Source organism: Erythrobacter sp. QSSC1-22B (assembly GCF_001678665.1).
Classification (GTDB): domain Bacteria; phylum Pseudomonadota; class Alphaproteobacteria; order Sphingomonadales; family Sphingomonadaceae; genus Qipengyuania.
Genome location: NZ_LZRP01000002.1, coordinates 364,872 through 384,354 on the forward strand (window position 1 = coordinate 364,872; position 19,483 = coordinate 384,354).

24 protein-coding genes are annotated in these 19,483 nt (G+C 65.2%); 12 read left to right on the top strand and 12 right to left on the bottom strand.

The window, feature by feature from the left end:
• Nucleotides 1-38: 38 nt before the first annotated feature.
• From A9995_RS05575 to A9995_RS05585, 3 genes are all read left to right on the top strand, one after another.
• Complete coding sequence (locus tag A9995_RS05575) at nucleotides 39-491, top strand: PaaI family thioesterase (protein ID WP_067610369.1); 453 nt, start codon at nucleotides 39-41, stop codon at nucleotides 489-491.
• Nucleotides 492-494: 3 nt separating this feature from the next.
• Nucleotides 495-830, top strand: coding sequence for a DUF1491 family protein (locus tag A9995_RS05580; protein ID WP_067610154.1), 336 nt, complete (start codon nucleotides 495-497; stop codon nucleotides 828-830).
• Nucleotides 831-1,045: 215 nt separating this feature from the next.
• Nucleotides 1,046-1,702, top strand: a complete 657-nt coding sequence (locus A9995_RS05585; protein ID WP_233998098.1) for a cell wall hydrolase — start codon at nucleotides 1,046-1,048, stop codon at nucleotides 1,700-1,702.
• A gap of 30 nt (nucleotides 1,703-1,732) precedes the next feature.
• Here the strand turns inward: A9995_RS05585 and xth are convergent, their stop codons facing one another.
• Genes xth through A9995_RS05600 form a run of 3 tightly spaced genes read right to left on the bottom strand, consistent with a single transcriptional unit; the run spans nucleotide 1,733 to nucleotide 3,337 of the window.
• On the bottom strand, nucleotides 1,733-2,506 hold the full coding sequence (xth, locus tag A9995_RS05590; RefSeq protein WP_067610158.1) for an exodeoxyribonuclease III: 774 nt from the start codon (nucleotides 2,504-2,506) through the stop codon (nucleotides 1,733-1,735).
• A gap of 38 nt (nucleotides 2,507-2,544) precedes the next feature.
• Nucleotides 2,545-2,874: an iron-sulfur cluster assembly accessory protein gene (locus tag A9995_RS05595; protein WP_067610160.1), complete on the bottom strand. Its 330-nt coding sequence runs from the start codon at nucleotides 2,872-2,874 to the stop codon at nucleotides 2,545-2,547.
• 31 nt (nucleotides 2,875-2,905) lie between these two features.
• On the bottom strand, nucleotides 2,906-3,337 hold the full coding sequence (locus tag A9995_RS05600) for a CBS domain-containing protein (RefSeq protein ID WP_067610164.1): 432 nt from the start codon (nucleotides 3,335-3,337) through the stop codon (nucleotides 2,906-2,908).
• A 143-nt stretch (nucleotides 3,338-3,480) separates the two neighbouring features.
• On the opposite strand from A9995_RS05600, the gene A9995_RS05605 reads away from it, so the two are divergent.
• The gene (locus A9995_RS05605) at nucleotides 3,481-3,765 is read left to right on the top strand and encodes a hypothetical protein (RefSeq protein ID WP_067610372.1); all 285 of its coding nucleotides are present in this window, start codon (nucleotides 3,481-3,483) and stop codon (nucleotides 3,763-3,765) included.
• Nucleotides 3,766-3,771: 6 nt separating this feature from the next.
• Here the strand turns inward: A9995_RS05605 and A9995_RS05610 are convergent, their stop codons facing one another.
• The 5 genes from A9995_RS05610 to A9995_RS05630 all read right to left on the bottom strand — a co-directional run bounded on the left by A9995_RS05610 (nucleotide 3,772) and on the right by A9995_RS05630 (nucleotide 9,047).
• On the bottom strand, nucleotides 3,772-4,161 hold the full coding sequence (locus A9995_RS05610; RefSeq protein ID WP_067610166.1) for a ferredoxin: 390 nt from the start codon (nucleotides 4,159-4,161) through the stop codon (nucleotides 3,772-3,774).
• A complete protein-coding gene (locus A9995_RS05615; protein WP_067610168.1) occupies nucleotides 4,154-6,322 on the bottom strand; it encodes a S9 family peptidase in 2,169 nt (722 codons plus the stop codon). The genes A9995_RS05610 and A9995_RS05615 overlap by 8 nt, the downstream gene beginning before the upstream one ends.
• Nucleotides 6,323-6,378: 56 nt before the next feature.
• Entirely contained in the window at nucleotides 6,379-6,882 is a 504-nt protein-coding gene (locus A9995_RS05620; protein WP_067610170.1) for a DUF2497 domain-containing protein, read from the bottom strand.
• A gap of 72 nt (nucleotides 6,883-6,954) precedes the next feature.
• Nucleotides 6,955-8,445: a TolC family outer membrane protein gene (locus tag A9995_RS05625; protein ID WP_067610171.1), complete on the bottom strand. Its 1,491-nt coding sequence runs from the start codon at nucleotides 8,443-8,445 to the stop codon at nucleotides 6,955-6,957.
• Nucleotides 8,445-9,047, bottom strand: coding sequence for a protein-L-isoaspartate O-methyltransferase (locus A9995_RS05630; RefSeq protein WP_067610172.1), 603 nt, complete (start codon nucleotides 9,045-9,047; stop codon nucleotides 8,445-8,447). The genes A9995_RS05625 and A9995_RS05630 overlap by 1 nt, the downstream gene beginning before the upstream one ends.
• Nucleotides 9,048-9,214: 167 nt before the next feature.
• Between A9995_RS05630 and A9995_RS05635 the strand changes: the two genes are divergently transcribed.
• From A9995_RS05635 to A9995_RS05645, 3 genes are all read left to right on the top strand, one after another.
• Entirely contained in the window at nucleotides 9,215-10,726 is a 1,512-nt protein-coding gene (locus tag A9995_RS05635) for a fumarate hydratase (RefSeq protein WP_082992519.1), read from the top strand.
• Nucleotides 10,727-10,822: 96 nt separating this feature from the next.
• Complete coding sequence (locus A9995_RS05640) at nucleotides 10,823-12,073, top strand: sensor histidine kinase (protein ID WP_233998099.1); 1,251 nt, start codon at nucleotides 10,823-10,825, stop codon at nucleotides 12,071-12,073.
• Complete coding sequence (locus A9995_RS05645) at nucleotides 12,066-12,803, top strand: LytTR family DNA-binding domain-containing protein (RefSeq protein ID WP_067610174.1); 738 nt, start codon at nucleotides 12,066-12,068, stop codon at nucleotides 12,801-12,803. The genes A9995_RS05640 and A9995_RS05645 overlap by 8 nt, the downstream gene beginning before the upstream one ends.
• 103 nt (nucleotides 12,804-12,906) lie before the next feature.
• Here the strand turns inward: A9995_RS05645 and A9995_RS05650 are convergent, their stop codons facing one another.
• Nucleotides 12,907-13,200 (bottom strand): UrcA family protein, encoded by a 294-nt coding sequence (locus tag A9995_RS05650; RefSeq protein WP_067610176.1) that lies wholly within the window; start codon nucleotides 13,198-13,200, stop codon nucleotides 12,907-12,909.
• A 188-nt stretch (nucleotides 13,201-13,388) separates the two neighbouring features.
• On the opposite strand from A9995_RS05650, the gene A9995_RS05655 reads away from it, so the two are divergent.
• The 3 genes from A9995_RS05655 to A9995_RS05665 are packed head-to-tail and all read left to right on the top strand — an operon-like array spanning nucleotide 13,389 to nucleotide 15,415.
• The gene (locus tag A9995_RS05655) at nucleotides 13,389-13,655 is read left to right on the top strand and encodes a hypothetical protein (protein WP_067610179.1); all 267 of its coding nucleotides are present in this window, start codon (nucleotides 13,389-13,391) and stop codon (nucleotides 13,653-13,655) included.
• Between the two features lie 55 nt (nucleotides 13,656-13,710).
• The gene (locus A9995_RS05660) at nucleotides 13,711-14,565 is read left to right on the top strand and encodes a diacylglycerol kinase family protein (protein ID WP_067610181.1); all 855 of its coding nucleotides are present in this window, start codon (nucleotides 13,711-13,713) and stop codon (nucleotides 14,563-14,565) included.
• Entirely contained in the window at nucleotides 14,555-15,415 is an 861-nt protein-coding gene (locus A9995_RS05665; protein ID WP_067610182.1) for a metallophosphoesterase, read from the top strand. Before A9995_RS05660 ends, A9995_RS05665 begins: the two co-directional genes overlap by 11 nt.
• Before the next feature lie 130 nt (nucleotides 15,416-15,545).
• Here A9995_RS05665 and rpsI read toward each other — a convergent pair whose 3' ends face one another.
• From rpsI to A9995_RS05680, 3 genes are all read right to left on the bottom strand, one after another.
• Entirely contained in the window at nucleotides 15,546-16,016 is a 471-nt protein-coding gene (gene rpsI / locus A9995_RS05670) for a 30S ribosomal protein S9 (RefSeq protein ID WP_233998108.1), read from the bottom strand.
• 218 nt (nucleotides 16,017-16,234) lie between these two features.
• Nucleotides 16,235-16,714: a 50S ribosomal protein L13 gene (rplM, locus tag A9995_RS05675; protein ID WP_067610183.1), complete on the bottom strand. Its 480-nt coding sequence runs from the start codon at nucleotides 16,712-16,714 to the stop codon at nucleotides 16,235-16,237.
• A gap of 162 nt (nucleotides 16,715-16,876) precedes the next feature.
• Complete coding sequence (locus tag A9995_RS05680) at nucleotides 16,877-17,911, bottom strand: COX15/CtaA family protein (protein ID WP_067610185.1); 1,035 nt, start codon at nucleotides 17,909-17,911, stop codon at nucleotides 16,877-16,879.
• Between the two features lie 141 nt (nucleotides 17,912-18,052).
• Between A9995_RS05680 and A9995_RS05685 the strand changes: the two genes are divergently transcribed.
• A complete protein-coding gene (locus tag A9995_RS05685) occupies nucleotides 18,053-18,427 on the top strand; it encodes a MerC domain-containing protein (protein ID WP_067610187.1) in 375 nt (124 codons plus the stop codon).
• 19 nt (nucleotides 18,428-18,446) lie between these two features.
• The gene (thiS, locus tag A9995_RS05690) at nucleotides 18,447-19,436 is read left to right on the top strand and encodes a sulfur carrier protein ThiS (RefSeq protein ID WP_082992503.1); all 990 of its coding nucleotides are present in this window, start codon (nucleotides 18,447-18,449) and stop codon (nucleotides 19,434-19,436) included.
• Nucleotides 19,437-19,483 lie beyond the last annotated feature (47 nt).

Here is a 19,483-nt window from a genome sequence, read left to right on the forward strand (position 1 = left end):
CGCGCGGGTCGAACAAGAGGGACAAGGGCAGGGTTTCGATGAGCGGCGCCGATACGCATTACCGCGCACTGGAGCGGCTGTACGGCGCGGCGCCGATCAACGCGAAATTCGCCTCCTCGCTCGACATTCTCGGCGAAGGCAGCGCGCGGATCACCTTCGATGTTACGGAAGCGAGCTATCACGCAGCCGGTGCCGCCCACGGGACGATCTATTTCAAGATGCTCGACGATGCGGCGTTCTATGCGGCGAACACGCTGGCGACCGACCGCTTTCTGCTGACCACTTCGTTCAACCTTCATTTCACCAAGCCGGTGCGCGCGGGTCGGGTGGTGGCGGAAGGGCGCTGGATCAGCGGCCGGAGGCGGGTGCTGGTGGCGGAAGCGCGGTTGGTCGATGGTACCGGCGAGGAGATCGGGCGGGGAACGGGCACCTTCATGCGCTCGCGAATCGCTCTCTCCAGCCTGCCCGGCTATTCGTCCGGCGAGGACTGAGCGATGGGCGCGCGGCTTCCGGCCCATCTCGAGGTTTCAGCCATTCTGCGGATGGCGCAGTCCGACGGAGGCTTCGGAACCGTGGTTGCGCGCGGCGAACGGGATGCGGGAACGATCTTGCTGTTAACTCTGCAACGTGGCGGAAATCTGCGGTTGTGGGAACGGATGCCGCAGCTAGACGGGAGCCGCAGTTTCGAAGTAACCAACGCAGAAGATATTGAAAATCCGAGTAAAATTCAAGAATACATCGTCCGCCGGAGCACCCAGGACCCCGATTGCTGGATCATCGAGCTAGATATCGACGATGCAGACCGCTTTGTCGCATCGTTGCCCGCTTAGCTTGACATGATTACAATTGAGACTATTTGCCCGCCGACTTCGTGAGCGCAGGCGGCTGGTGCGGCAATAGGGTCGATTGGCAAGCGCGCAGACGGGGGATGGCCGGCAGGCCCGTGACGAACCGATTTTGAAGGCGCCCGTTATCCGGCGTCCGGTTCCAGCCTGCGACGGGTCCGTCCACCGCACAGTATTGCAAAATAATGGTTCGCAAGACGATGACTGCCACTGTGGCGGCCGTAGCCGCTGGCACTGTACTTACCTTCGCCGGAGCCGAAACCTCCGGCGCATTTGCGCAAGAATCGGAATCCGCATCCGAATCGACCGAACTCACCGAAGAGGTGATGCCGGTGTTCGTCGCCAAACCGGTGGTCCAGCCGATCCCGGCCGAAGACGATCTCAGCGACGAACCCTCCACCCGATCAGACTCTTTGGCTGCGGATGAGATCCCGAGCGCGACCACGCTTCATGCGCTTGTTTCCGTGACCCCGACCGACGGCGCGCTCTCCGAAGAGCTGCATTGCCTAGCCGGCGCGGTCTATTTCGAATCGCGCGGCGAACCGCTTACCGGCCAGCTCGCGGTGGCGCAGGTTATCATCAACCGCAGCGAATCGCGTCAGTTTCCGGCGAGCTATTGCGGTGTCGTCCACCAGCGCTCGCAATTTTCTTTCGTGAAGAACGGTCGCATGCCGAGCATCCGCCAGGGTTCGTCGGCCTGGCAACGCGCCAAGGCGATCGCGCGGATCGCGCATCAGGGCATGTGGGAAAGCGAAGCAGATGATTCGCTGTATTTCCATGCCAATTACGTCCGCCCGAGCTGGAGCCGCAGCAAGCAGGCCCGCGCGCGGATCAACACGCATATCTTCTATCGCTGACGGAGCGACTGCCCCTTTTGGGGGCGGCCGCTAGTCCTTGAGTTGCACCCAGACCGGGGCGTGGTCGCTGGCCTTCTCGCGGCCGCGGTGTTCCTTGTCGACGCCCACGGCCGACAGCCGGTCGGCCAGTTCGGGCGACAGCAGCAGATGGTCGATGCGGAAGCCATGGTCTCGCTGCCAGGCGCCTGCCTGATAGTCCCAGAAGGTCCACACCCCGCCGCGCGGATTGAGCGTATCCACCGCATCGGTCCAGCCGTCGGCAAGAAGCCGGGCGTAGGCGTCGCGCGATTCGGTTTGCATGAGAGCGTCATTCGCCATCGCCCGAGGTGACCAGACATCCTTGTCCTCGGGGATGACATTGAAATCGCCGACAAGCGCGGTGGGAATTTCCTGCGCCCACAGCGAGGCGGCGTGCGCGCGCAGCCGCTCCATCCACGCCAGCTTGTAGTCGAATTTTGGGCCCGGCTGCGGATTGCCGTTGGGCAGGTAGATCGACGCCACCCGCACCCCGCCGACATCGGCCTCGAGATAGCGCGCGTGTTCGTCGTCCGGATCGCCCGGCAGCCCGCGCTGCGTCTCGACCGGTTCGATCCCGTCGGCCAGGATCGCGACGCCGTTGAAGCCCTTCTGCCCGTGCCAGATCGCCTTGTAGCCGATCGCTTCGAACTCGTCGGCGGGGAAGCCCTCGTCCTGAGTCTTGATCTCCTGCAGGCAGGCGACCGTCGGGCGCGTTTCCTCGAGCCACTCCTTGAGACGGGGCAGCCGGGCCTTGATCCCGTTGATGTTGAATGTGGCAATTTTCATGGCGGGGCTTGTGCCGCAAAGCACCGCAGCGGTCTAATTCAAATCCCGAAGCTGGAACCGCAGCCGCAACCTGCCGCTGCCTGGGGATTCTCGACCTTGAAGGCCGCCCCGCCAAGCGATTCGACGAAATCGACCGTGCTGCCAGCCACCAGATCAAGGCTGACCGGATCGACCACCAGCCTTACGCCCTCGGTCTCGCTGACCATGTCGTCGCCATCGGCGCCATCGGTCAGGCCGAATTTGTACTGGAAGCCCGAACAGCCGCCACCTTCGACCGAGAGCCGCAGGATCGCAGGCTTGGCCTGCTTTTGAGCGATCGCGGCAACGCGTTTCGCAGCGGAAGGGGTCAAGGTGAGCATATCGGCCATGTCCCTGATGTAGGAGGCCCGAGGGCCGCACTCAAGCGGTGCTGATATATTGCCGCATCTGCGCGGCCTCAATCTCGATCTCGTCGATCCGCGATTTCACCAGATCGCCGATCGAAACGAACCCGCACATGGTGGCCCCGTCGAGCACGGGCAGATGGCGGATCCGGCGGTGTGTCATCAACGCCAGGGCATCGTCGACCTTGGTCCCGCGCTCGACCGTAATCGCGGGAGAGGTCATCACATCGCCCACGACCTGTTCGAGAAAGGCCGCGCCTTCGCTGGCCATGCGATGAACGACATCGCGTTCTGAAAAGATGCCTACTACCTCTCCGGCCTTCATCACCGGCAAGGCGCCGATCCTGCGACTGTCGAGCAGCGCGACGACATCGCGCACGGGCATGTCGACATCGCAAGTCACGATTTCCGAACTCGCGCGGCATTCGATCAGTTTGGCAATATCCATCGCATCTCTCCCATGACCGTTTGCCGGTTCTTGCATGAGAATGCCACTTTCGGCCCCAAAAGGCGAATCGCAGTCCCGCCCGTCGGGAGCGGCAGGCCGCGCCAACCTTGCACTTGAACCCTGTCATGCGCATGGAGGGCGCCATGGCCCGCAATTCCCCGCTCGACGATCCCCAGACCGCCGCCTACGCTTGGGCGCGTTATCGGCGCCTGATGCGCTTCATGCTGCTGGTGACGATAGGTGTCGTCGGAATCGCGATCGCGCTGCTCTACGATGGCGAGAGCGCCGCCTCGGTGCATTACTACATCGCGATCGCGCTGGGGATCGGCTTCACCATGCTGCTGGCTGGCGCGCTGATGGGGCTGGTGTTTCTGTCGTCGGGTACGGGCCACGACGATTCGATCGACGACAAATCCCGCGACGGTTGATCCCGCTCAGCCCAGAGGGCGCAGCCGGTAATCCTCCACCGGAACACCCCCTATAAGATGCTCCTGGATGATCCGCTCGAGCACCTCGGGCGTGCACGAATGGTACCAGACGTAATCGGGATAGACGAGCGCGATGGGTCCGCCTGCGCAGATCTGCAGGCAGTCGGCCTTGGTCCGCTGGAAGCCGCCCGAACCATCGGCGCGGCGCGGCCCGGCAAGGCGCAATTGCTTGAGGCGGGTCTTGAGAAAACTCCAGGCAAGCTTGCCCTCCTCGCGCGAGCAGCACTTCTGCTTCTCGGCCAGCGCGCACAGGAAAATGTGTCGGTCGATCCCGTCCCCGGCCACCTTGGCGAGCGCGCTGCGCGCTTTCTCGACCGATTTGTCGGGCCTATTCACCGTCGGGCTTCAGCCAGCGATCGAGCCAGGCGAAGACGGTGTCGTGCCATTGCAGCGAGTTTTTGGCGGCCAGCACCCAGTGGTTTTCGCCGGGGAAGACCAGCAACTGGCTGGGAATGCCGCGTTCCTGCAGCGCGGTGAAGCTCTGGATCCCCTGCGTATAGGGGACACGGAAGTCCTTCTGACCGGTGATCACCAGCATCGGCGTCTGCCACCGGTCGACGAAATTGACCGGGTTCCAGCGCTCGTAGGTTTCGGTCTGTTCCTGATAACTGCCGCCGAAATCCCAGCGCGGAAACCACAGTTCCTCGGTCGCGTAATAGAAGCTGCGCATGTCGAACAAGCCGTCGTGCTGGACCAGGCAGTCGAACCGGTCGGGCCATTGTCCGGCGATCCAGTTCATCATGTAGCCGCCGTAGGAAGCGCCCATGGCACAGGCGCGTGTCCCGTCGATCTGCGAATCGAGCGCGAGAGCGGCGGCAAGGCCCTTCTGGAGGTCCTCGAGCGGCTTGCCGCCCCAGTCGCGGTTTATGGCGTCGGTGAAGGCCTGTCCGTATCCGGTGCTGCCGTGGAAATCGACCGAGATCACCGCGTAGCCCTGGCTGGCGAGCACGCGCGGGTTCCAGCGGGTCGACCAGCCATCGTTGAACGAACCCTGCGGGCCGCCATGGACGTAGAGGATGGCTGGAAGCAGGCCTTGGGTATTCTCGGGCTTGGTGATCTGGCCCCAGACCGTGGTGCCCTCGGCGCCGGCGAAGCTGAAGCGCTCGGTAACGATGGAGGCAAGCTGGCCTACCCGCGTCGAGGCGACATCGGTCAGCGGTTCGGCCTGCTCCCAGCCGCTCGACAGGTAGAGCTCGGGCGGCGCGCCGATCGAATCGCGGGTGAACAGCAGCCGGTCGCCCGCAAGCGGGGTGGCATTGCCGATATGCGCTTCATGACCCGCCATCAGGTCGAGCCGTTCGACCGAACCGTCGCGCGGGTCGATGCGGAAGGCGGGGGTGTCGAGCACATCCTGCGCGGTTGCGACGATAAAGCGCGAATCGGGGGTCCAGGCGAGCGTCGAGAAGCTGCGGTCGAAATCCGGCGTCAGTGCGCGGGTCTGCCCCGTCGCGAGATCGCGCAGCTGGACGACCATGCGATCCGATTCGTAACCCGGTCGCGCCATCGCCAGATAGGCCAGGTATTTGCCATCGGGTGAAGGCGTGGGCAGCGCATCGCTGGCCTCGTTGCTCAGGGTCAGATTGGTCGGCGCCGCGCCCGACAGATCATACCACCAGATATCGAGATTGGTCGATGTCGGCTCGCTCGCCCCGGTTTCGCGGGCGACGAAATAGATTCCTGAACCATCCGGCGCCCAGGCCACATCCTCGCCGCCGCCGAATGGCTTGGTCGGAGTGTCGCCGGTAGGACCGCCTGCACCGACCGCGCCATCGAGCGCCCGGCCCTCGCCCGCCGCCCGGCCGTCTTCCATGGCGAAGACGAACACGCGGCTGAAGGTGCCCGGGGTTTCCCAGCTGTCCCAGTGACGGATGAAACCGGCGTCGCCCTCATAGAGCAAGCCATCGCCGGGGCCGGTCAGATGCGCAGTGCCATCGCCCTCGCAGCCGAATGTCGGGCAGTCGCGCGCGATTTCCGCCCAGACCGCCACGGCGGCGTTTTCGGGCGCGAGCGCGAAGCCTTCGATCCCCGAAGGAAGGTCGGCGGCGAGCATCGGCGTACCGACGATTCCCTGCGGCCCGAGCTGGATGCGCCACAACCGGCTGCGCTCCTCGCCGCCTTCGGAGACCGGACGGCCCGAGAGGAAATAGAGCCAGCCGTCGGCGCCGAACATTGCGCTGTTGGCTGGACCGCCGAGATCGAGCGGGACGGGCGCAGCGCCGGGAACGGCCAGACTGTGGAGATAGAATTCGCTGTTGCGCGCGAAGCTCTCGGGATCGGTTCTGGTGACCGGATAGACCGCCAGATTGCCGTCCTTCGAAACGCTGGGTGCGCCCAGCCGCGGCATGGTGACCAGATCGGCGGCGGTCATCGCCGGGCGCTGGTCCTGGCCCTGCTCCTGTCCTTGCGGAGCAGGCTGCACCTGCGCGGCGAGCGGGGTTGCGAGCGAGAGCGAGGCGGCGCCGGCGGCGAGGGTTGCGAGCCCGAAGCGTTTGTTCATGGCTCGGACGTAGCCGCGCCGCGCGGCAAAGTTAAGCGCGATTGCGCGGGCGGTGTTTAGTCGCGCTTGCCGGCGATCCGGGAGATTTCGGCCTTGACCAGTTCCTCGACCATGTCGGGCAGGTTGTCGTCGAGCCATTGCGCCAGCATCGGGCGCAGCAACTCACGGGTCAGCGCCTCGAGCGAGGTTTCGCCCGAACGCACAATCTGCGGCTGCTTGCCGGGCCGCGAGATCATCGCCAGTGCCTCGAAATTCTGCTGCATCGATGCGCGCACTGTGTCGGTGGTCAGCGGCGCGTCGTCATCCTCGTAGGAGTCCTCGGCTAAATCATCGACATCGGATTGTGCCGACTCTGATCCTTGCGCAACCATGGCCTCTTCACCGAGCTCGAGAACTTCCTCGGCTTCGCCTGCATCGGAGGCTTCCATTTTGGCGCCCCCCACTGGCGCGCGCGTGCGCTCGCGCCGGGTCGTCATGGCACCCGCGCGGTTGTCGCGCGCGATCACCTTCTTGATCGAGTCGAGGATCTCTTCGACCGACGGTTCACCCGGTTGATGCATAGTCATTCGCCCCTGCTTGCCGCCTGTGCCTTCGCAACGTCGCGAATCGGCGCATAGCATCGTGGAACGAGGTTAATAAATGGAATCGCTCTCGCGATCGTCGACCGGGCCTATTTCCGCGGTCGCGGCGGGAAGGTCCGCGGTGCTGGTGCTTTCCACCACCGGGTCGGGATCCCGGGACCAGTCCCACCATTTGCCCTGCACCCGGTCGTAATTGACCACCGGATCGTAGAGCACGCCCTCCTCGGCGAGGCCCAGATCGCGCGCTTCGGCGCGTCCCATCGCCGCCAGCAGGCTGAAACCCGCTACATAGGCGTTGCGCCGCGCGGTCACCAGTTCGACCCGGACATTGAGCAGTTCCTGCTCGGCGTTGAGCACTTCGAGGATCGTGCGGTTGCCGATGGAATTTTCCGCGCGAACGCCTTCGAGGCTGAGTTCGGCGGCAGAGACCGCAGTCAACGAGCTCTCGATGATCGCGAGCGAAGCCTGCCAGCTCGAATAGGCGGCGCGGACCTGTGCGATCACATCGCGCTCGACCGCAATGACCTGTTCAAGCGCTCCGGCAGAACGGGCCTGCGCCTGACGCTGGAGCGCGGCGGGACGGCCACCCTGAAAGATCGGTATCGAGAGCTGGATCCCGGCCTGCGCGGCCGTCGTGGTCTGGGGAATGGCGACCTCGCCGGGAGCGACCACTCCGCCCAGGGTCCCGGCGAAGTTCTGGTAGTCGCCGCCGAAGACGACCGAAACCCGCGGCAGGCGCCCTGCACCGGCAACGTCGATATCGAGCGCGGAGGCATCCGCGCGCTCGCGGGCTGCGATCAGATCGGGATTGTTCTCCAGTGCCACGTCCACGGCCACGGCCACCGAATCGGGAAGCCCGGGAAGCGGTGGCGGCGGCTGGAGATCGTCGGGCGCCGCGCCGACCAATTGAATGTAGGTTTCGCGCGCCGCGATCAGATTGGCTTGCGCCCCGCGGAAATCGCCTTGGGCCAGCGCCAGCCGGGCCTGCGATTGCGCCACATCGGTACGAGTAAGGTCGCCGATCTCGAACCGGTCGCTGGTCGCCTGAAAATTGACGCCTAGCACTTCGACCTGATTGGCGGTGAGGCCCAGGACGGCCTCGTTGCGCAAGACATCCATATAGGCAGCGACGACCTGGCTGAAGAGCGCGCTTTGCGTTCCGCGCAAATCCGCGCGACCCGCACCGACGCGCGTTTCGGCGGCGCGGATGGCGTTCTTCACGGCACCGCCGGAATAGATTGGCACCGACAGATCGGCACCGACCGAGAAGGCGCGTTCCGGCGCGGTGAAGCTGGTCGAATTGCGCTTCACGAACTCGAAATAGCTGCCGGTGGCGGTCACGCCGGGGCGTCCGGCGGCGCGTTCGATCGCTACGTTCTCGTCGGTGGCGCGTTGCTGCGCGCGTGCGCCCGCCAGCGTCGGATTGCTGAAATAGGCCTGCGTCAAAGCCTCCTGGAGCGTATCGGCATTCGCGGGTGCAGCCAGCACGAGCGCCAGCGCTGCGCCGGACAGGCCGATACGAGCCACCCCCCAGCGTTGCATCAGAAGCTCCAGCTCGCCGGACGGTCGAACTGGCCGAGGCGCGGTATGCCCATCTCGGCGAGCGGTAGCAGGCTCAATGACTGGCCGATCTTGCGTCCGGTGGCGAGGCGGGAGACCCCGCGGTCGATCAGGCCGGTGACGATCCGGCCATCCTCGACGATGCGGCTGGCGAGTTCTGGCGGCAGGTGTTCGATGGCGCCATCGATCAGCAGCAGATCGGCGGCTTCGAGCTCGGCCTTGCCCTGCGCACCCTGCGTGGCGGAAATCGATTCGACCGAAGCGACGAGCGGACGGATAAGCTCGGCGAGATACCCGCTACCGCCATCGACGATCAGCACATTGTCGGTGAGCCGCGGACGCGCTTCCTCGAGCATCGTGCCATGGAACACCGGCGCGGGCAGAAAGCCGCCATCGGGCAGCCTGATCGCGCGGTCCATATAGGCGGTGCCGCGGGCCTGATCGGGGACGAAATCCTCGCGCGCGACGGCGCCCATGCGTTCGAGCACGAAGCGTTCGTTGACGCCGCTGGTGCGCAGCTGGCCGTCGATCATCGCGCGACGGGCGGCGGAAAAATCGGCGGGACGGTCGAGTGTGGTGGTCATGATTCTATCCAAGAGCTCGCGTACTGTATTGCATAGATAACACGGCGGGGCAATGCCCTGATGCTGTAGGCGGAACGCCCTTTGCGGCCAAGCGCTTTGACAATCGGGATTTCCCCGCCAAGGACCACGGCAAATCTGCGAAACGGAGCAAAGGGGCGATGAGCGACATGATAGTGATCCGCGAGGACGACCTGATCGAAAGCGTGGCCGATGCGCTGCAATTCATATCCTACTACCACCCGATGGATTACATCCGTGCATTGGGCGATGCCTACGAGGCCGAGCAGGGCCCGGCGGCAAAGGACGCGATCGCGCAGATCCTCACCAATTCGCGGATGTGCGCCGAGGGGCACCGCCCGATCTGCCAGGACACCGGCATCGTCAACGTCTTCATCAAATGGGGGCAGGATTGCCGGCTCGATTCCCGGCTCAGCCTGCAGGAAGTCGTCGATGAAGGCGTGCGGCGGGCCTACAACCATTCAGAGAACAAGCTGCGCGCGTCGATCCTCGCCGATCCGGCCTTCACCCGCCGCAACACCCGCGACAACACCCCTTGCGTCCTCTCGGTCGAGATGGTGCCGGGTGACCGAGTCGGTATCGATGTCGCGGCCAAGGGCGGCGGCAGCGAGAACAAGTCCAAGTTCAAGATGATGAACCCGTCGGACAATATCGTCGACTGGGTGGTCGAGCAGATCCCCTCGATGGGCGCGGGCTGGTGTCCGCCGGGGATGCTCGGGATCGGCATCGGCGGCACGGCGGAGCATTGCCTCAAGCTCGCCAAACAGTCGCTGATGGAGCCGATCGACATGGCGCAGCTCAAACAGCGCGGTGCGCAAAGCGATCTCGAGCAATTGCGGATCGACATTTTCGATGCGGTGAACGCGCAAGGTATCGGCGCGCAGGGGTTGGGCGGGCTTTCGACCGTGCTCGACGTCAAGATCCTCGACTGGCCCTGCCACGCGGCGGGCAAGCCGGTCGGAATGATCCCCAATTGCGCCGCCACCCGCCACGCTCATTTCACGCTCGACGGCTCGGGGCCGACCTATCTCGAAAAGCCCGATCTCGATGCCTGGCCCGATGTGAACTGGCAGCCCGATGCCGCGGCCAAGCGGGTCGATCTCGACCATCTCACACCCGAGGAAGTTGCCGGCTGGGAGCATGGCGATCGCCTGCTGCTGTCGGGCAAAATGCTCACCGGGCGCGACGCGGCGCACAAGCGGATCGACGAGATGCTGCGCAAGGGCGAGGAGCTCCCGGTCGATTTCCGCGGGCGGGCGATCTATTATGTCGGGCCGGTCGATCCGGTGATGGGCGAGGTCGTCGGGCCTGCGGGCCCCACCACCGCGACGCGGATGGACAAGTTCACCGAGACCATGCTCGATCAGGGGCTGCTGGCGATGATCGGCAAGGCCGAACGCGGCGCGGATGCGGTCGAGGTCATCAGCCGCTTCAAGGTCGCCTATCTGATGGCCACCGGGGGGGCGGCCTATCTGGTCGCCCGCGCGATCAAGGCCTCCCAGATCGTCGCCTTCGAGGATCTGGGGATGGAGGCGATCTACGAATTCACGGTCGAGAACATGCCCGTCACCGTGGCGGTGGATGCGCGCGGCAACAACGTCCACACGCTCGCGCCGGCGATGTGGAAGGAACGGATCGCGAAGGAAAACCTGCTCGGCTGATTGGCGGCCCCTCCGGGTAGTCCATCGACCAACCGCACGATCCCTTCGATCATCGCGCTGGCCTGCAGGAGCCCCGAGCGGCTAGTGGGGCAGGCAGTGAACGAAGAAACAGCTCTGTCCGCGCGCATCACCCGAGTGCCCTTCCGCATCGTCCTGGCGTCGATCCTCGGGCTGTGGCTGTGCTACTTCCTGCTGATCACGCTGCGCGGATCGGTGGTCGATCTGCCGATGCAGGGCGAACTGGTCTGGCGCCGGGGCGTCGTGTGCCTCGCGGGTGCCGCGATCACCCTGCTCTTGTGGCTGGTCATCCGGCTGGTCGAAGCCAGGCCGCTTGCCGTGAAAATCGCGGTCGCACTGATCGCTGCCCTGCCCGCCTCGCTGGCGATCGCGCAGGTCAACCGCGTTATGTTCGATGCGGTTCAGGATCAGGTGGCCAAGAAGATCGGCGAGGATCAGGGCGTTGCCATCTATCGCGACGACGCCGGAAACCTGCTCGTGGATGTGCCTGCCGTAGCGCCCGTGGCGCTCGATCAGCGTGCGGGGGATCAGGGCGCGAGCGAGGCCGGCTCGGTTGCGCCGCCGCGCACGCTCGTGCTGGCGCCAGCGCCGACGGGGATGGATCGCTGGCAGCAGCTGACAGATATCGCGTTGGGTCGCTATTTCCTTTTGCTCGCCTGGGCGGCGCTTTATCTCGCGCTGCTGGCGGGAGCGCAGGCGCAGGCGGCGCAGCGCCGCGAGGAACGCTTCCGCACCGCCGCGAAGGCCGCCGAGCTGCGCAGTCTGCGCTATCAGGTGAACCCCCACTTCCTGTTCAACGCGCTCAATTCGCTCTCCGCGCTGGTCATGACCGGGCGCGCCGACCGGGCCGAGGAAATGATCCAGACGCTCTCCGCCTTCTATCGGCACAGCCTCGCAGACGACCCCACCGCCGACCTGCCGCTGGCGGACGAATTCGATCTCCAGCGCCACTATCTCGAGATCGAGACCACCCGCTTCCCCGACCGGCTGCGGACGCGGCTCGAATTGCCCGACGACCTCAGCGGCTATCGCGTTCCCGGCATGATCCTCCAGCCGCTGGTGGAGAACTCGGTCAAATACGGCGTTTCGGCCAGCCGCCGCCCGGTGACGGTCACGATCTCGGCGCGCGAGGAATATGGTCGGCTGGTGCTGACCGTGACCGATGACGGCCCCGGCAAGGCGGGCGCTGCGAGCGGCTTCGGCATCGGGCTCGCGAATGTTCGCGACCGGCTGATGGCGCGCTTCGGAGAGCAGGCGAGCATCGTCTCGGGCGCGACGCTCGACGGTTACGAAACCCAACTTAGGCTACCGCTGGTGACCCATGGCTGAGACGGAAAACGAGAAACTGCGGACGCTGATCGTCGATGACGAGCCGCTGGCGGTCGAGCGGATGCAGGTGCTCTGCGCCCGGATCGACGACCTGTCGGTGGTAGGCACCGCCAGCGACGGGGCGGCGGCGCTGCGGCTGATCGAGGCGCTGCATCCCGATCTGGTGCTGCTCGACATGACCATGCCCGAAGTCGACGGGCTGTCGGTGGCGCGCGAACTGGCCAGGCAGGACCGCCCCGCCGCCATCGTATTCGTGACCGCGCACGACAATTACGCGGTCGAGGCTTTCGATCTCGACGCCGTCGATTACGTCCTCAAGCCGGTGAAAAGCGAACGGCTCGAGCGCGCCATTCAGCGCGCGCTCTCGCGGCGCGATGCGGGGACGCGAAGGAAGAGCGACTGGCTCGACGAATTGTGGATCCCGCATCGCTCCGAGCTGGTCCGGATCGAAACCGCACAGGTCTTCCGGATCGATGCCGAGCGCGACTACGTCCGGCTGCATGTAGAGGATCGCTCCTACCTCCTGCTCCAGACGATCGCCGGACTGGAAGAGCGGCTCGACCCCGCGCAGTTCATCCGGATCCACCGTTCGACCATCCTGCGCCGCGATCGGATCAAGGGATTGCGGCACGACGGGCTGGGGGTGTGGTCGGTCGAACTCGACGATGGCGAGGCACTGCGGATCGGGCGGACCTATCTGCCCAAGGTCAAGGCGATGGCCGGACGCTAAACGTCCGACCACCGGTGTCCCGGAACACGCATCCAGCCACAAAATAAGGACCCCGGTCGCGGACTGGATCGACCGGGGCCCTGGGTTGCTGACCTTGGGGAAATCAGCCGCCCAAACGCTGTTGCTCCATGATGACCGCGACCTGACGGCTTACCTGACGCTTGGCTTCTGCCACGCAGCGTTGCGCGTCGCTGCTCTTGATCCGCGTGCCGGTCGTCGGCATGTTGGCCTGGCAGGCCTTGCGGGCCGCGGCATGGATCCGCTGGTCGAGCGTGCGTTGACCTTCGGGGGTCGAAAGCGCCAGATCGTCGTATTTCACGGTGATTTCACCCGCAAGCGCCGGCGCTGCGGGGATCGCGAGGCCGATGGCGGCCGCTAGGCAAAGGATCGGTTTCATCTCAATTCCTCCTTCTCGCGACCGCCTCCTTCGGGGGGAAAGGAGTACGTCGCAGAACCGGTTTTGACCGATTACATTTGTCGACGCACCTCTCCGTCGACGAAAATTGCGGCCTTCTGACCAAAGACGCGAACTGGCTGACGAACGGGTCTTGGCAATCGGCGAAGGACGCGCGAGAACGCCCGTCGATGATCCTGATCGTTCTCTTCCTGCTCGGAATCGCAAATTTCGCCATGCACAAGGCAGTGCTCGAGAGCGGGCATCCGATGATCGAGCGGATCGGATGGATGCGCCCCGGCTCGACCGTGCCGATCTCGCTGGTGATGGAATTCGCGATCCTGCTGTCGACGCTGCTGTTCGTCGCCAATGGATGGCCGGGGCTGGCGCTGGTCTATGTGATCTACAGCGCATTGAACGCCTTCTCGGCCTGGGCGGTCCTCACCGGGAGGATATGACGAGCGCTGCGCCATCGTCCGGGAACCGGATGGGCAGCAGCAGCGCTGTGGCACCATGACCCTCCCCGACAAAATTTGGTTGCTGACCAACGCCAAGAGCGGCAGCAACAGCGAAGCGGCGCTCGACGAATTGCAGGGCCATTGCGGCACCGCCGGTCTGTCGATCGAACGTACCATCCGGTTTCCCGACGAGGATATCCCAACCGCCAGCGAGCTGGATGCGGCGGGGATCGATTGTTTGGCGGTATTCACCGGCGACGGAACGCTCAATGCCGCCATCACGAGCCTCTACGGCTGGTCGGGTGCGGTGCTGGTCCTGCCGGGCGGGACGATGAACCTGCTCAGCATCCGGATGCATGGGGAAAGCGAGCTGGCCACCATCATCGAGCGCTACCGGCGCGGCGCGATGCGGCGCTGGCGACCGCAGGTCGCGCGCTGCGACGCGGGCGATGCGCTCGCCGGACTGCTGATCGGCCCCGGTACGGCCTGGGCAAATGTGCGCGAGGCGATGCGCGATGGCGATATGGCCGAAACCACCGCCAAGGCGAGTGCGGCGATGACCGAGACCACCGAGGGTGCCCGGGTGCGCTGCGCCGAACCCCGACTGGGTCGCCGCGAAGGCTATCCGCTGATCGAGATGACCCCGAGCCATCGCGGGATGCAGGTCGATGCTTTCCACGCCGATACGCCTGCCGAACTGGCGAAGCAGGGCTGGGCGTTGCTGCGGCGCAGCTTTCGCGAAGGGCCGCACGATCTGCTCGGCCTCGTCGACAGGCTGGTGGTGGAAAATTGCGAAGGCGAGCCGCTCGGCATCCTGATCGACGGCGAACCAGCCAGCCTTGGCAGCCGCGCCGAATTCGGTCTGGCCCCCTGCGAAGTCGATCTGCTAGCGTCCCACCATGGCTACTGACGGCAAGCTCCTGTTCCATCTCAGCGACATCCATTTCGGTCTCGAGGACAATGAGGCGATCGACTGGGTGAGGCAGGAGATCGCCGAGCAGCGTCCCGATGCGGTGGCGATCACCGGCGATCTCACTATGCGCGCACGCCATGCCGAATTCGCCGCGGCGACGCACTGGATCCAGTCGCTCGATGTTCCGGTCACGGTCGAGGTAGGCAATCACGACATGCCCTATTTCAACCTGCTCGAGCGGTTCTTCAAACCCTACAAGCGGTTTCACGGAATGGCGGAGCACGTCGAACGCGAGATCGACCTGCCGGGTCTGGCGATCGTCCCGCTCAAGACCGCGGTGCGTGCGCAGCCGCGATTCAACTGGTCAAAAGGCTGGGTGACCGAGGCGGCGCTGAAGAAATGCCTTGCGGCGATCGATGTGCTGCCCCGCGGTGCGCGGGCGCTGGTTGCGGTGCATCACCCGCTGCGCGAAGTGGGGACGGAGGGTACCGCGCTGACTATGAATGGCGGCAAGGCGCTGCGTGCGCTGGCCAAACGCCCGGTCGAGGCGGTCATCAGCGGCCATGTCCACGATGCCTTCGACATTATGGAGCAAACCGCCGAGGGCCCGGTGCGGATGATCGGAGCGGGCACGCTGTCGAAACGCACCCGTTCCACCCCGCCCAGCTTCAACGAGCTGCGCTGGGATGGAGAAACGCTGACGGTCTGCGTCCGCAATCTGCAGAACGTCGAGAGTTCGGACATGATGATCGACGACGTGCCCGAGGATGCGATGCCGCCGCGCCATCCGGGCGAACCGGTCGCGCCGGTGCATCAGGTCCCGCGGACCGATCCACCGGTCCACTAGCTCGCCGCGAAGCCCGCTACAAACCCCGTCGCCGCCCAACGAGAAAGGGCCCCACGAGAAAGGGCGGCCCCTCGCGGGACCGCCCTTATCCGATAGTTTCTTCCAACCGGAATACCCGGTCGGCCAGCGTTTAACGCTTCGAGAACTGGAAGCTCTTGCGCGCCTTGGCACGGCCGTACTTCTTGCGCTCTACCACGCGGCTGTCGCGGGTGAGGAAGCCGGCGGCCTTGACCGTCGACCGCAGCGTGGGCTCGTACTTCGTGAGCGCCTGGCTGATGCCATGCTTGACCGCGCCGGCCTGGCCCGAAAGCCCGCCGCCGCGAACGGTGCAGATCACGTCGTACTGACCTTCGCGATCGGTGATGGCGAAGGGCTGGTTGAGGATCAGCCGCAGCGTCGGACGCGCGAAATAGGTTTCCTGATCGCGGCCGTTGACGGTGATCTTGCCGCTGCCGGGCTTGATCCAGACGCGCGCCTTGGCATCCTTGCGGCGGCCGGTGGCATAGGCACGGCCCTGGGCGTCGAGCTCTTGCTCGCGCAGCGGCACGCTGGCGGTCCGAGCGATCTCGGCCGAATCGCCTTCGGGCGCGTCGCCCGCGATGCTCTTGAGATCGGCCAGATCGGAGACCAAATCGGTCTTGGTCTCGGTCTCGGCCTTTTCCTCGGGAGCGGCTGCGGGTGCAGCTTCGGTCTTCGCTTCGGCGGCGTCTTCGGCAGGAGCTTCGGACTTGGCTTCGGTCGCGGTTTCGGTGTTGGCTTCCGGCGCGGCGTCGACCTTGGTCTCGTCGGCGGGGGTTTCGCTGGTGTTGTCGGCGACCATTAGCTGCTTGCCTTGTTCTTGCGGTTCATCGAGGCGACGTCGAGCGTCTTGGGCTGCTGGCCATCGTGCGGATGCTCGGTGCCGGCATAGAGATGCAGCGCGCGCATCTGGTCGCGGCCCAGCGGTCCGCGCGGGATCATGCGCTGGACGGCCTTCTCGAGCACGCGCTCGGGGAAGCGGCCTTCGAGCACCTTGGCAGGAGTCGTTTCCTTGATGCCACCGGGGTGGCCGGTGTGGCGGTAATAGATCTTGTCGGTCATCTTGCGCCCGGTGAACTTCACCTTCTCGGCGTTGATAACGATGACGTGATCGCCGCAATCGACATGCGGGGTGAAGCTTGGCTTGTGCTTGCCGCGCAGGATTTTGGCGATGATCGTGGCTACACGACCGACGACGAGACCGTCGGCGTCGATGATGTGCCAGTCCTTTTCGACCTCGGCCGGTTTGATCGACCGGGTCATTTTGCTGAGAGCCTTCATGGCTTTGGAATTCCGTTGTTAGTGTGTGGTTGCGCGAATCCGACCGTTTCCGGACTAGCGACGCGGGCGGCGAATGGCGTCGGACCGGGCGCAAGTCAAGCAATTCCGCGTGTTACCGATGGGGTATAATAATACCACAAAGCATCGGAGGTCGGTTTCCTGCTAGGTGCGGCGGCCCAGTGCGTGCGCGCCCCAGGCAAAGGCCACCACCAGCAGAGCGCCGAACAGCTGGTGCGCCACCGCAATCCACAGCGACACGCCTGTCAGCACGGTAGCAATGCCGAGCAGGATCTGCGTGCCGAAGCCGGCATGGATGGCGAGCGAGGCGCCGCGTTCGAGCGGTTTGACCCGCCGCGCCATCACCACCAGCGCGATCACCGCTGCCCAGGCCCACCAGCGGTGGAGGAAGTGGATCAGGAAGGGATCGTGCGTCACTGCCCAGAACAGCCCGCGCGAGGTATCGTATTCGGGAATCAGCCGCCCCTGCATCAGCGGCCAGCTGTCCGAGGCATGACCCGCGTTAAGCCCGGCGACCCAGGCACCGAGCAGCAGCTGGAGGAACAGGACGGCACCGACCCAGCTTGCGATCGCGGTCCAGCGCGCAGGCGGATTTCCGCCGCGTGCCAGGCGGCGCAGGTCGAGCGCGGTCCAGACCAGCCCCGCCAGCGTCACCAGCGCGGTCAGCAGATGGATCGAAAGCCAGAAATGGCTCACCGAGGTCATCTCGACCGACAGGCCCGAGCGGACCATGAACCAGCCGAATACGCCCTGCATCCCGCCGAGCGCGAGCAGCGCAACGAGCCGCCATTTGTAACCGGCCGGGATCGCGCCGCGCAGCCAGAACCAGGCCAGCGGCACCGCGAAGGCGAGACCGATCACGCGCCCGAGCAGGCGATGGAACCATTCCCAAAAGAAGATGAACTTGAACCCGGCGAGATCCATCCCGGCGGGGCCGGTGATCTGGCGATACTGGCCGGTCTGCTGATAGAGCTCGAACTCGGCGAGCCAGTCAGCCTCGGTCAGCGGCGGGATCGTCCCGGTCACCGGTTGCCATTGCGTGATCGACAACCCGCTCTCGGTCAGCCGGGTGATCCCGCCGACCGCGACCATCACGATCACCAGCAGCGCGACGAACAACAGCCAGTTGGCGATCGCGACCGGCCTTACCGAGGCGGGCAGGAGAACGGGATGGGTCATGCTCGGCTGTTTGATGGCCCGGCAACGGGCGCGCAAGTGCAAATCGGGCAAGTGTGAGGGCAGGCCGCGCAATACGAAAACCGAACTAAATATCCGCTCGGCGCTTGTATAATGTTACACTATCACATAGATGGTCACGCGATGCTTCAGCGCACCATCTCTCCGATTCGTCGCCGTCTCGATCGCAGCGGGATCGTGTTGTCGGGCCTGTGCGCGCTGCATTGCCTGGCCAGTATCGTGATCGTCTCGGGTCTCGGGCTGGGCGGACAGTTCTTTTTCCACCCCGACATCCACCGTATCGGTCTGGCCATCGCGGTGTTGATCGCCGCGGTCGCGATCGGCTGGGGCGCGCTGCGCCACCGCCGCGCGGCGCCCTTCGTGGTGGCGATGACCGGGCTCAGCTTCATGGGTGGCGCGCTCGCGGTGCCGCACGGCTTCGAGGAAGCGGTGCTGACCATCATCGGCGTGGCACTGGTCTCGCTCGGACACGTGCTGAACTTGCGCAAAGTGGTTTGACCGCTATCTCGCGCGGATCATGACCGCACCCATCACCCTGACCGTCAACGGCGAAACCCGCCGTACCTCAGCAACCACCATCGCCGATCTCGTCCGCGAGCTCGATCTCGACCCGGCCAAGGTCGCGGTCGAGCGCAATGGGACCATCGCGCCGCGCAGCGAACTGGCAACCCATCCCGTCGCCGATGGCGACAGGCTCGAGATCGTCCACTTCGTCGGCGGCGGCAGCGCTGCGGGTAGCGACGACACCTGGAGCGTGGCCGGGCGCACTTTCCGCTCCCGCCTGATCGTCGGTACGGGAAAATATGTCGATTTCGCCCGGAACGCCGCCGCGCTCGAGGCCAGCGGCGCCGAAATCGTCACCGTCGCCGTGCGGCGGGTCAATGTCAGCGATCCCAAGGCGCCGATGCTGACCGATTTCATCGACCCCAAAAAGGTGACCTACCTGCCCAACACCGCGGGCTGCTTTACCGGCGACGAGGCCGTGCGCACGTTGCGGCTGGCGCGCGAGGCGGGTGGCTGGGACCTGGTCAAACTCGAGGTGCTCGGCGAGGCGCGAACGCTCTATCCCGACATGCGCGAAACGCTCAGGGCAACCGAGATCCTCGCCAAGGAAGGATTCCTCCCGATGGTCTATTGCACCGACGATCCGATCGCCGCCAAGCAGCTCGAAGAGGCCGGTGCGGTCGCGGTCATGCCTCTGGGAGCACCGATCGGCTCGGGGCTCGGGATCCAGAACCGCGTAACCATCCGCCTGATCGTCGAGGGCGCGAGCGTGCCGGTGCTGGTCGATGCCGGGGTCGGCACCGCAAGCGATGCCGCCGTGGCGATGGAACTTGGCTGCGACGGCGTGCTGATGAACACCGCCATCGCCGAGGCGAAGGATCCTATCCGCATGGCGCGGGCGATGAAGCTTGCGGTGCAGGCCGGGCGCGATGCCTATCTCGCCGGGCGGATGGGGACGCGCAAATTTGCCGATCCCAGCAGCCCGCTCGCCGGACTCATCTAACCGCCTGCAATTCCGGGCGTTTCGCCGCAACCAGCGGAACCCGAACC

Bases quoted from the DNA above. Each gene is read 5' to 3' on its own strand.
- A9995_RS05575 (WP_067610369.1), top strand. From the start codon at position 39: ATGAGCGGCGCCGATACGCATTACCGCGCACTGGAGCGGCTGTACGGC.
- A9995_RS05580 (WP_067610154.1), top strand. From the start codon at position 495: ATGGGCGCGCGGCTTCCGGCCCATCTCGAGGTTTCAGCCATTCTGCGG.
- A9995_RS05585 (WP_233998098.1), top strand. From the start codon at position 1,046: ATGACTGCCACTGTGGCGGCCGTAGCCGCTGGCACTGTACTTACCTTC.
- xth (WP_067610158.1), bottom strand. From the start codon at position 2,506: ATGAAAATTGCCACATTCAACATCAACGGGATCAAGGCCCGGCTGCCC.
- A9995_RS05595 (WP_067610160.1), bottom strand. From the start codon at position 2,874: ATGGCCGATATGCTCACCTTGACCCCTTCCGCTGCGAAACGCGTTGCC.
- A9995_RS05600 (WP_067610164.1), bottom strand. From the start codon at position 3,337: ATGGATATTGCCAAACTGATCGAATGCCGCGCGAGTTCGGAAATCGTG.
- A9995_RS05605 (WP_067610372.1), top strand. From the start codon at position 3,481: ATGGCCCGCAATTCCCCGCTCGACGATCCCCAGACCGCCGCCTACGCT.
- A9995_RS05615 (WP_067610168.1), bottom strand. From the start codon at position 6,322: ATGAACAAACGCTTCGGGCTCGCAACCCTCGCCGCCGGCGCCGCCTCG.
- A9995_RS05620 (WP_067610170.1), bottom strand. From the start codon at position 6,882: ATGCATCAACCGGGTGAACCGTCGGTCGAAGAGATCCTCGACTCGATC.
- A9995_RS05625 (WP_067610171.1), bottom strand. From the start codon at position 8,445: ATGCAACGCTGGGGGGTGGCTCGTATCGGCCTGTCCGGCGCAGCGCTG.
- A9995_RS05630 (WP_067610172.1), bottom strand. From the start codon at position 9,047: ATGACCACCACACTCGACCGTCCCGCCGATTTTTCCGCCGCCCGTCGC.
- A9995_RS05635 (WP_082992519.1), top strand. From the start codon at position 9,215: ATGATAGTGATCCGCGAGGACGACCTGATCGAAAGCGTGGCCGATGCG.
- A9995_RS05645 (WP_067610174.1), top strand. From the start codon at position 12,066: ATGGCTGAGACGGAAAACGAGAAACTGCGGACGCTGATCGTCGATGAC.
- A9995_RS05650 (WP_067610176.1), bottom strand. From the start codon at position 13,200: ATGAAACCGATCCTTTGCCTAGCGGCCGCCATCGGCCTCGCGATCCCC.
- A9995_RS05655 (WP_067610179.1), top strand. From the start codon at position 13,389: ATGATCCTGATCGTTCTCTTCCTGCTCGGAATCGCAAATTTCGCCATG.
- A9995_RS05660 (WP_067610181.1), top strand. From the start codon at position 13,711: ATGACCCTCCCCGACAAAATTTGGTTGCTGACCAACGCCAAGAGCGGC.
- A9995_RS05665 (WP_067610182.1), top strand. From the start codon at position 14,555: ATGGCTACTGACGGCAAGCTCCTGTTCCATCTCAGCGACATCCATTTC.
- rplM (WP_067610183.1), bottom strand. From the start codon at position 16,714: ATGAAGGCTCTCAGCAAAATGACCCGGTCGATCAAACCGGCCGAGGTC.
- A9995_RS05680 (WP_067610185.1), bottom strand. From the start codon at position 17,911: ATGACCCATCCCGTTCTCCTGCCCGCCTCGGTAAGGCCGGTCGCGATC.
- A9995_RS05685 (WP_067610187.1), top strand. From the start codon at position 18,053: ATGCTTCAGCGCACCATCTCTCCGATTCGTCGCCGTCTCGATCGCAGC.
- thiS (WP_082992503.1), top strand. From the start codon at position 18,447: ATGACCGCACCCATCACCCTGACCGTCAACGGCGAAACCCGCCGTACC.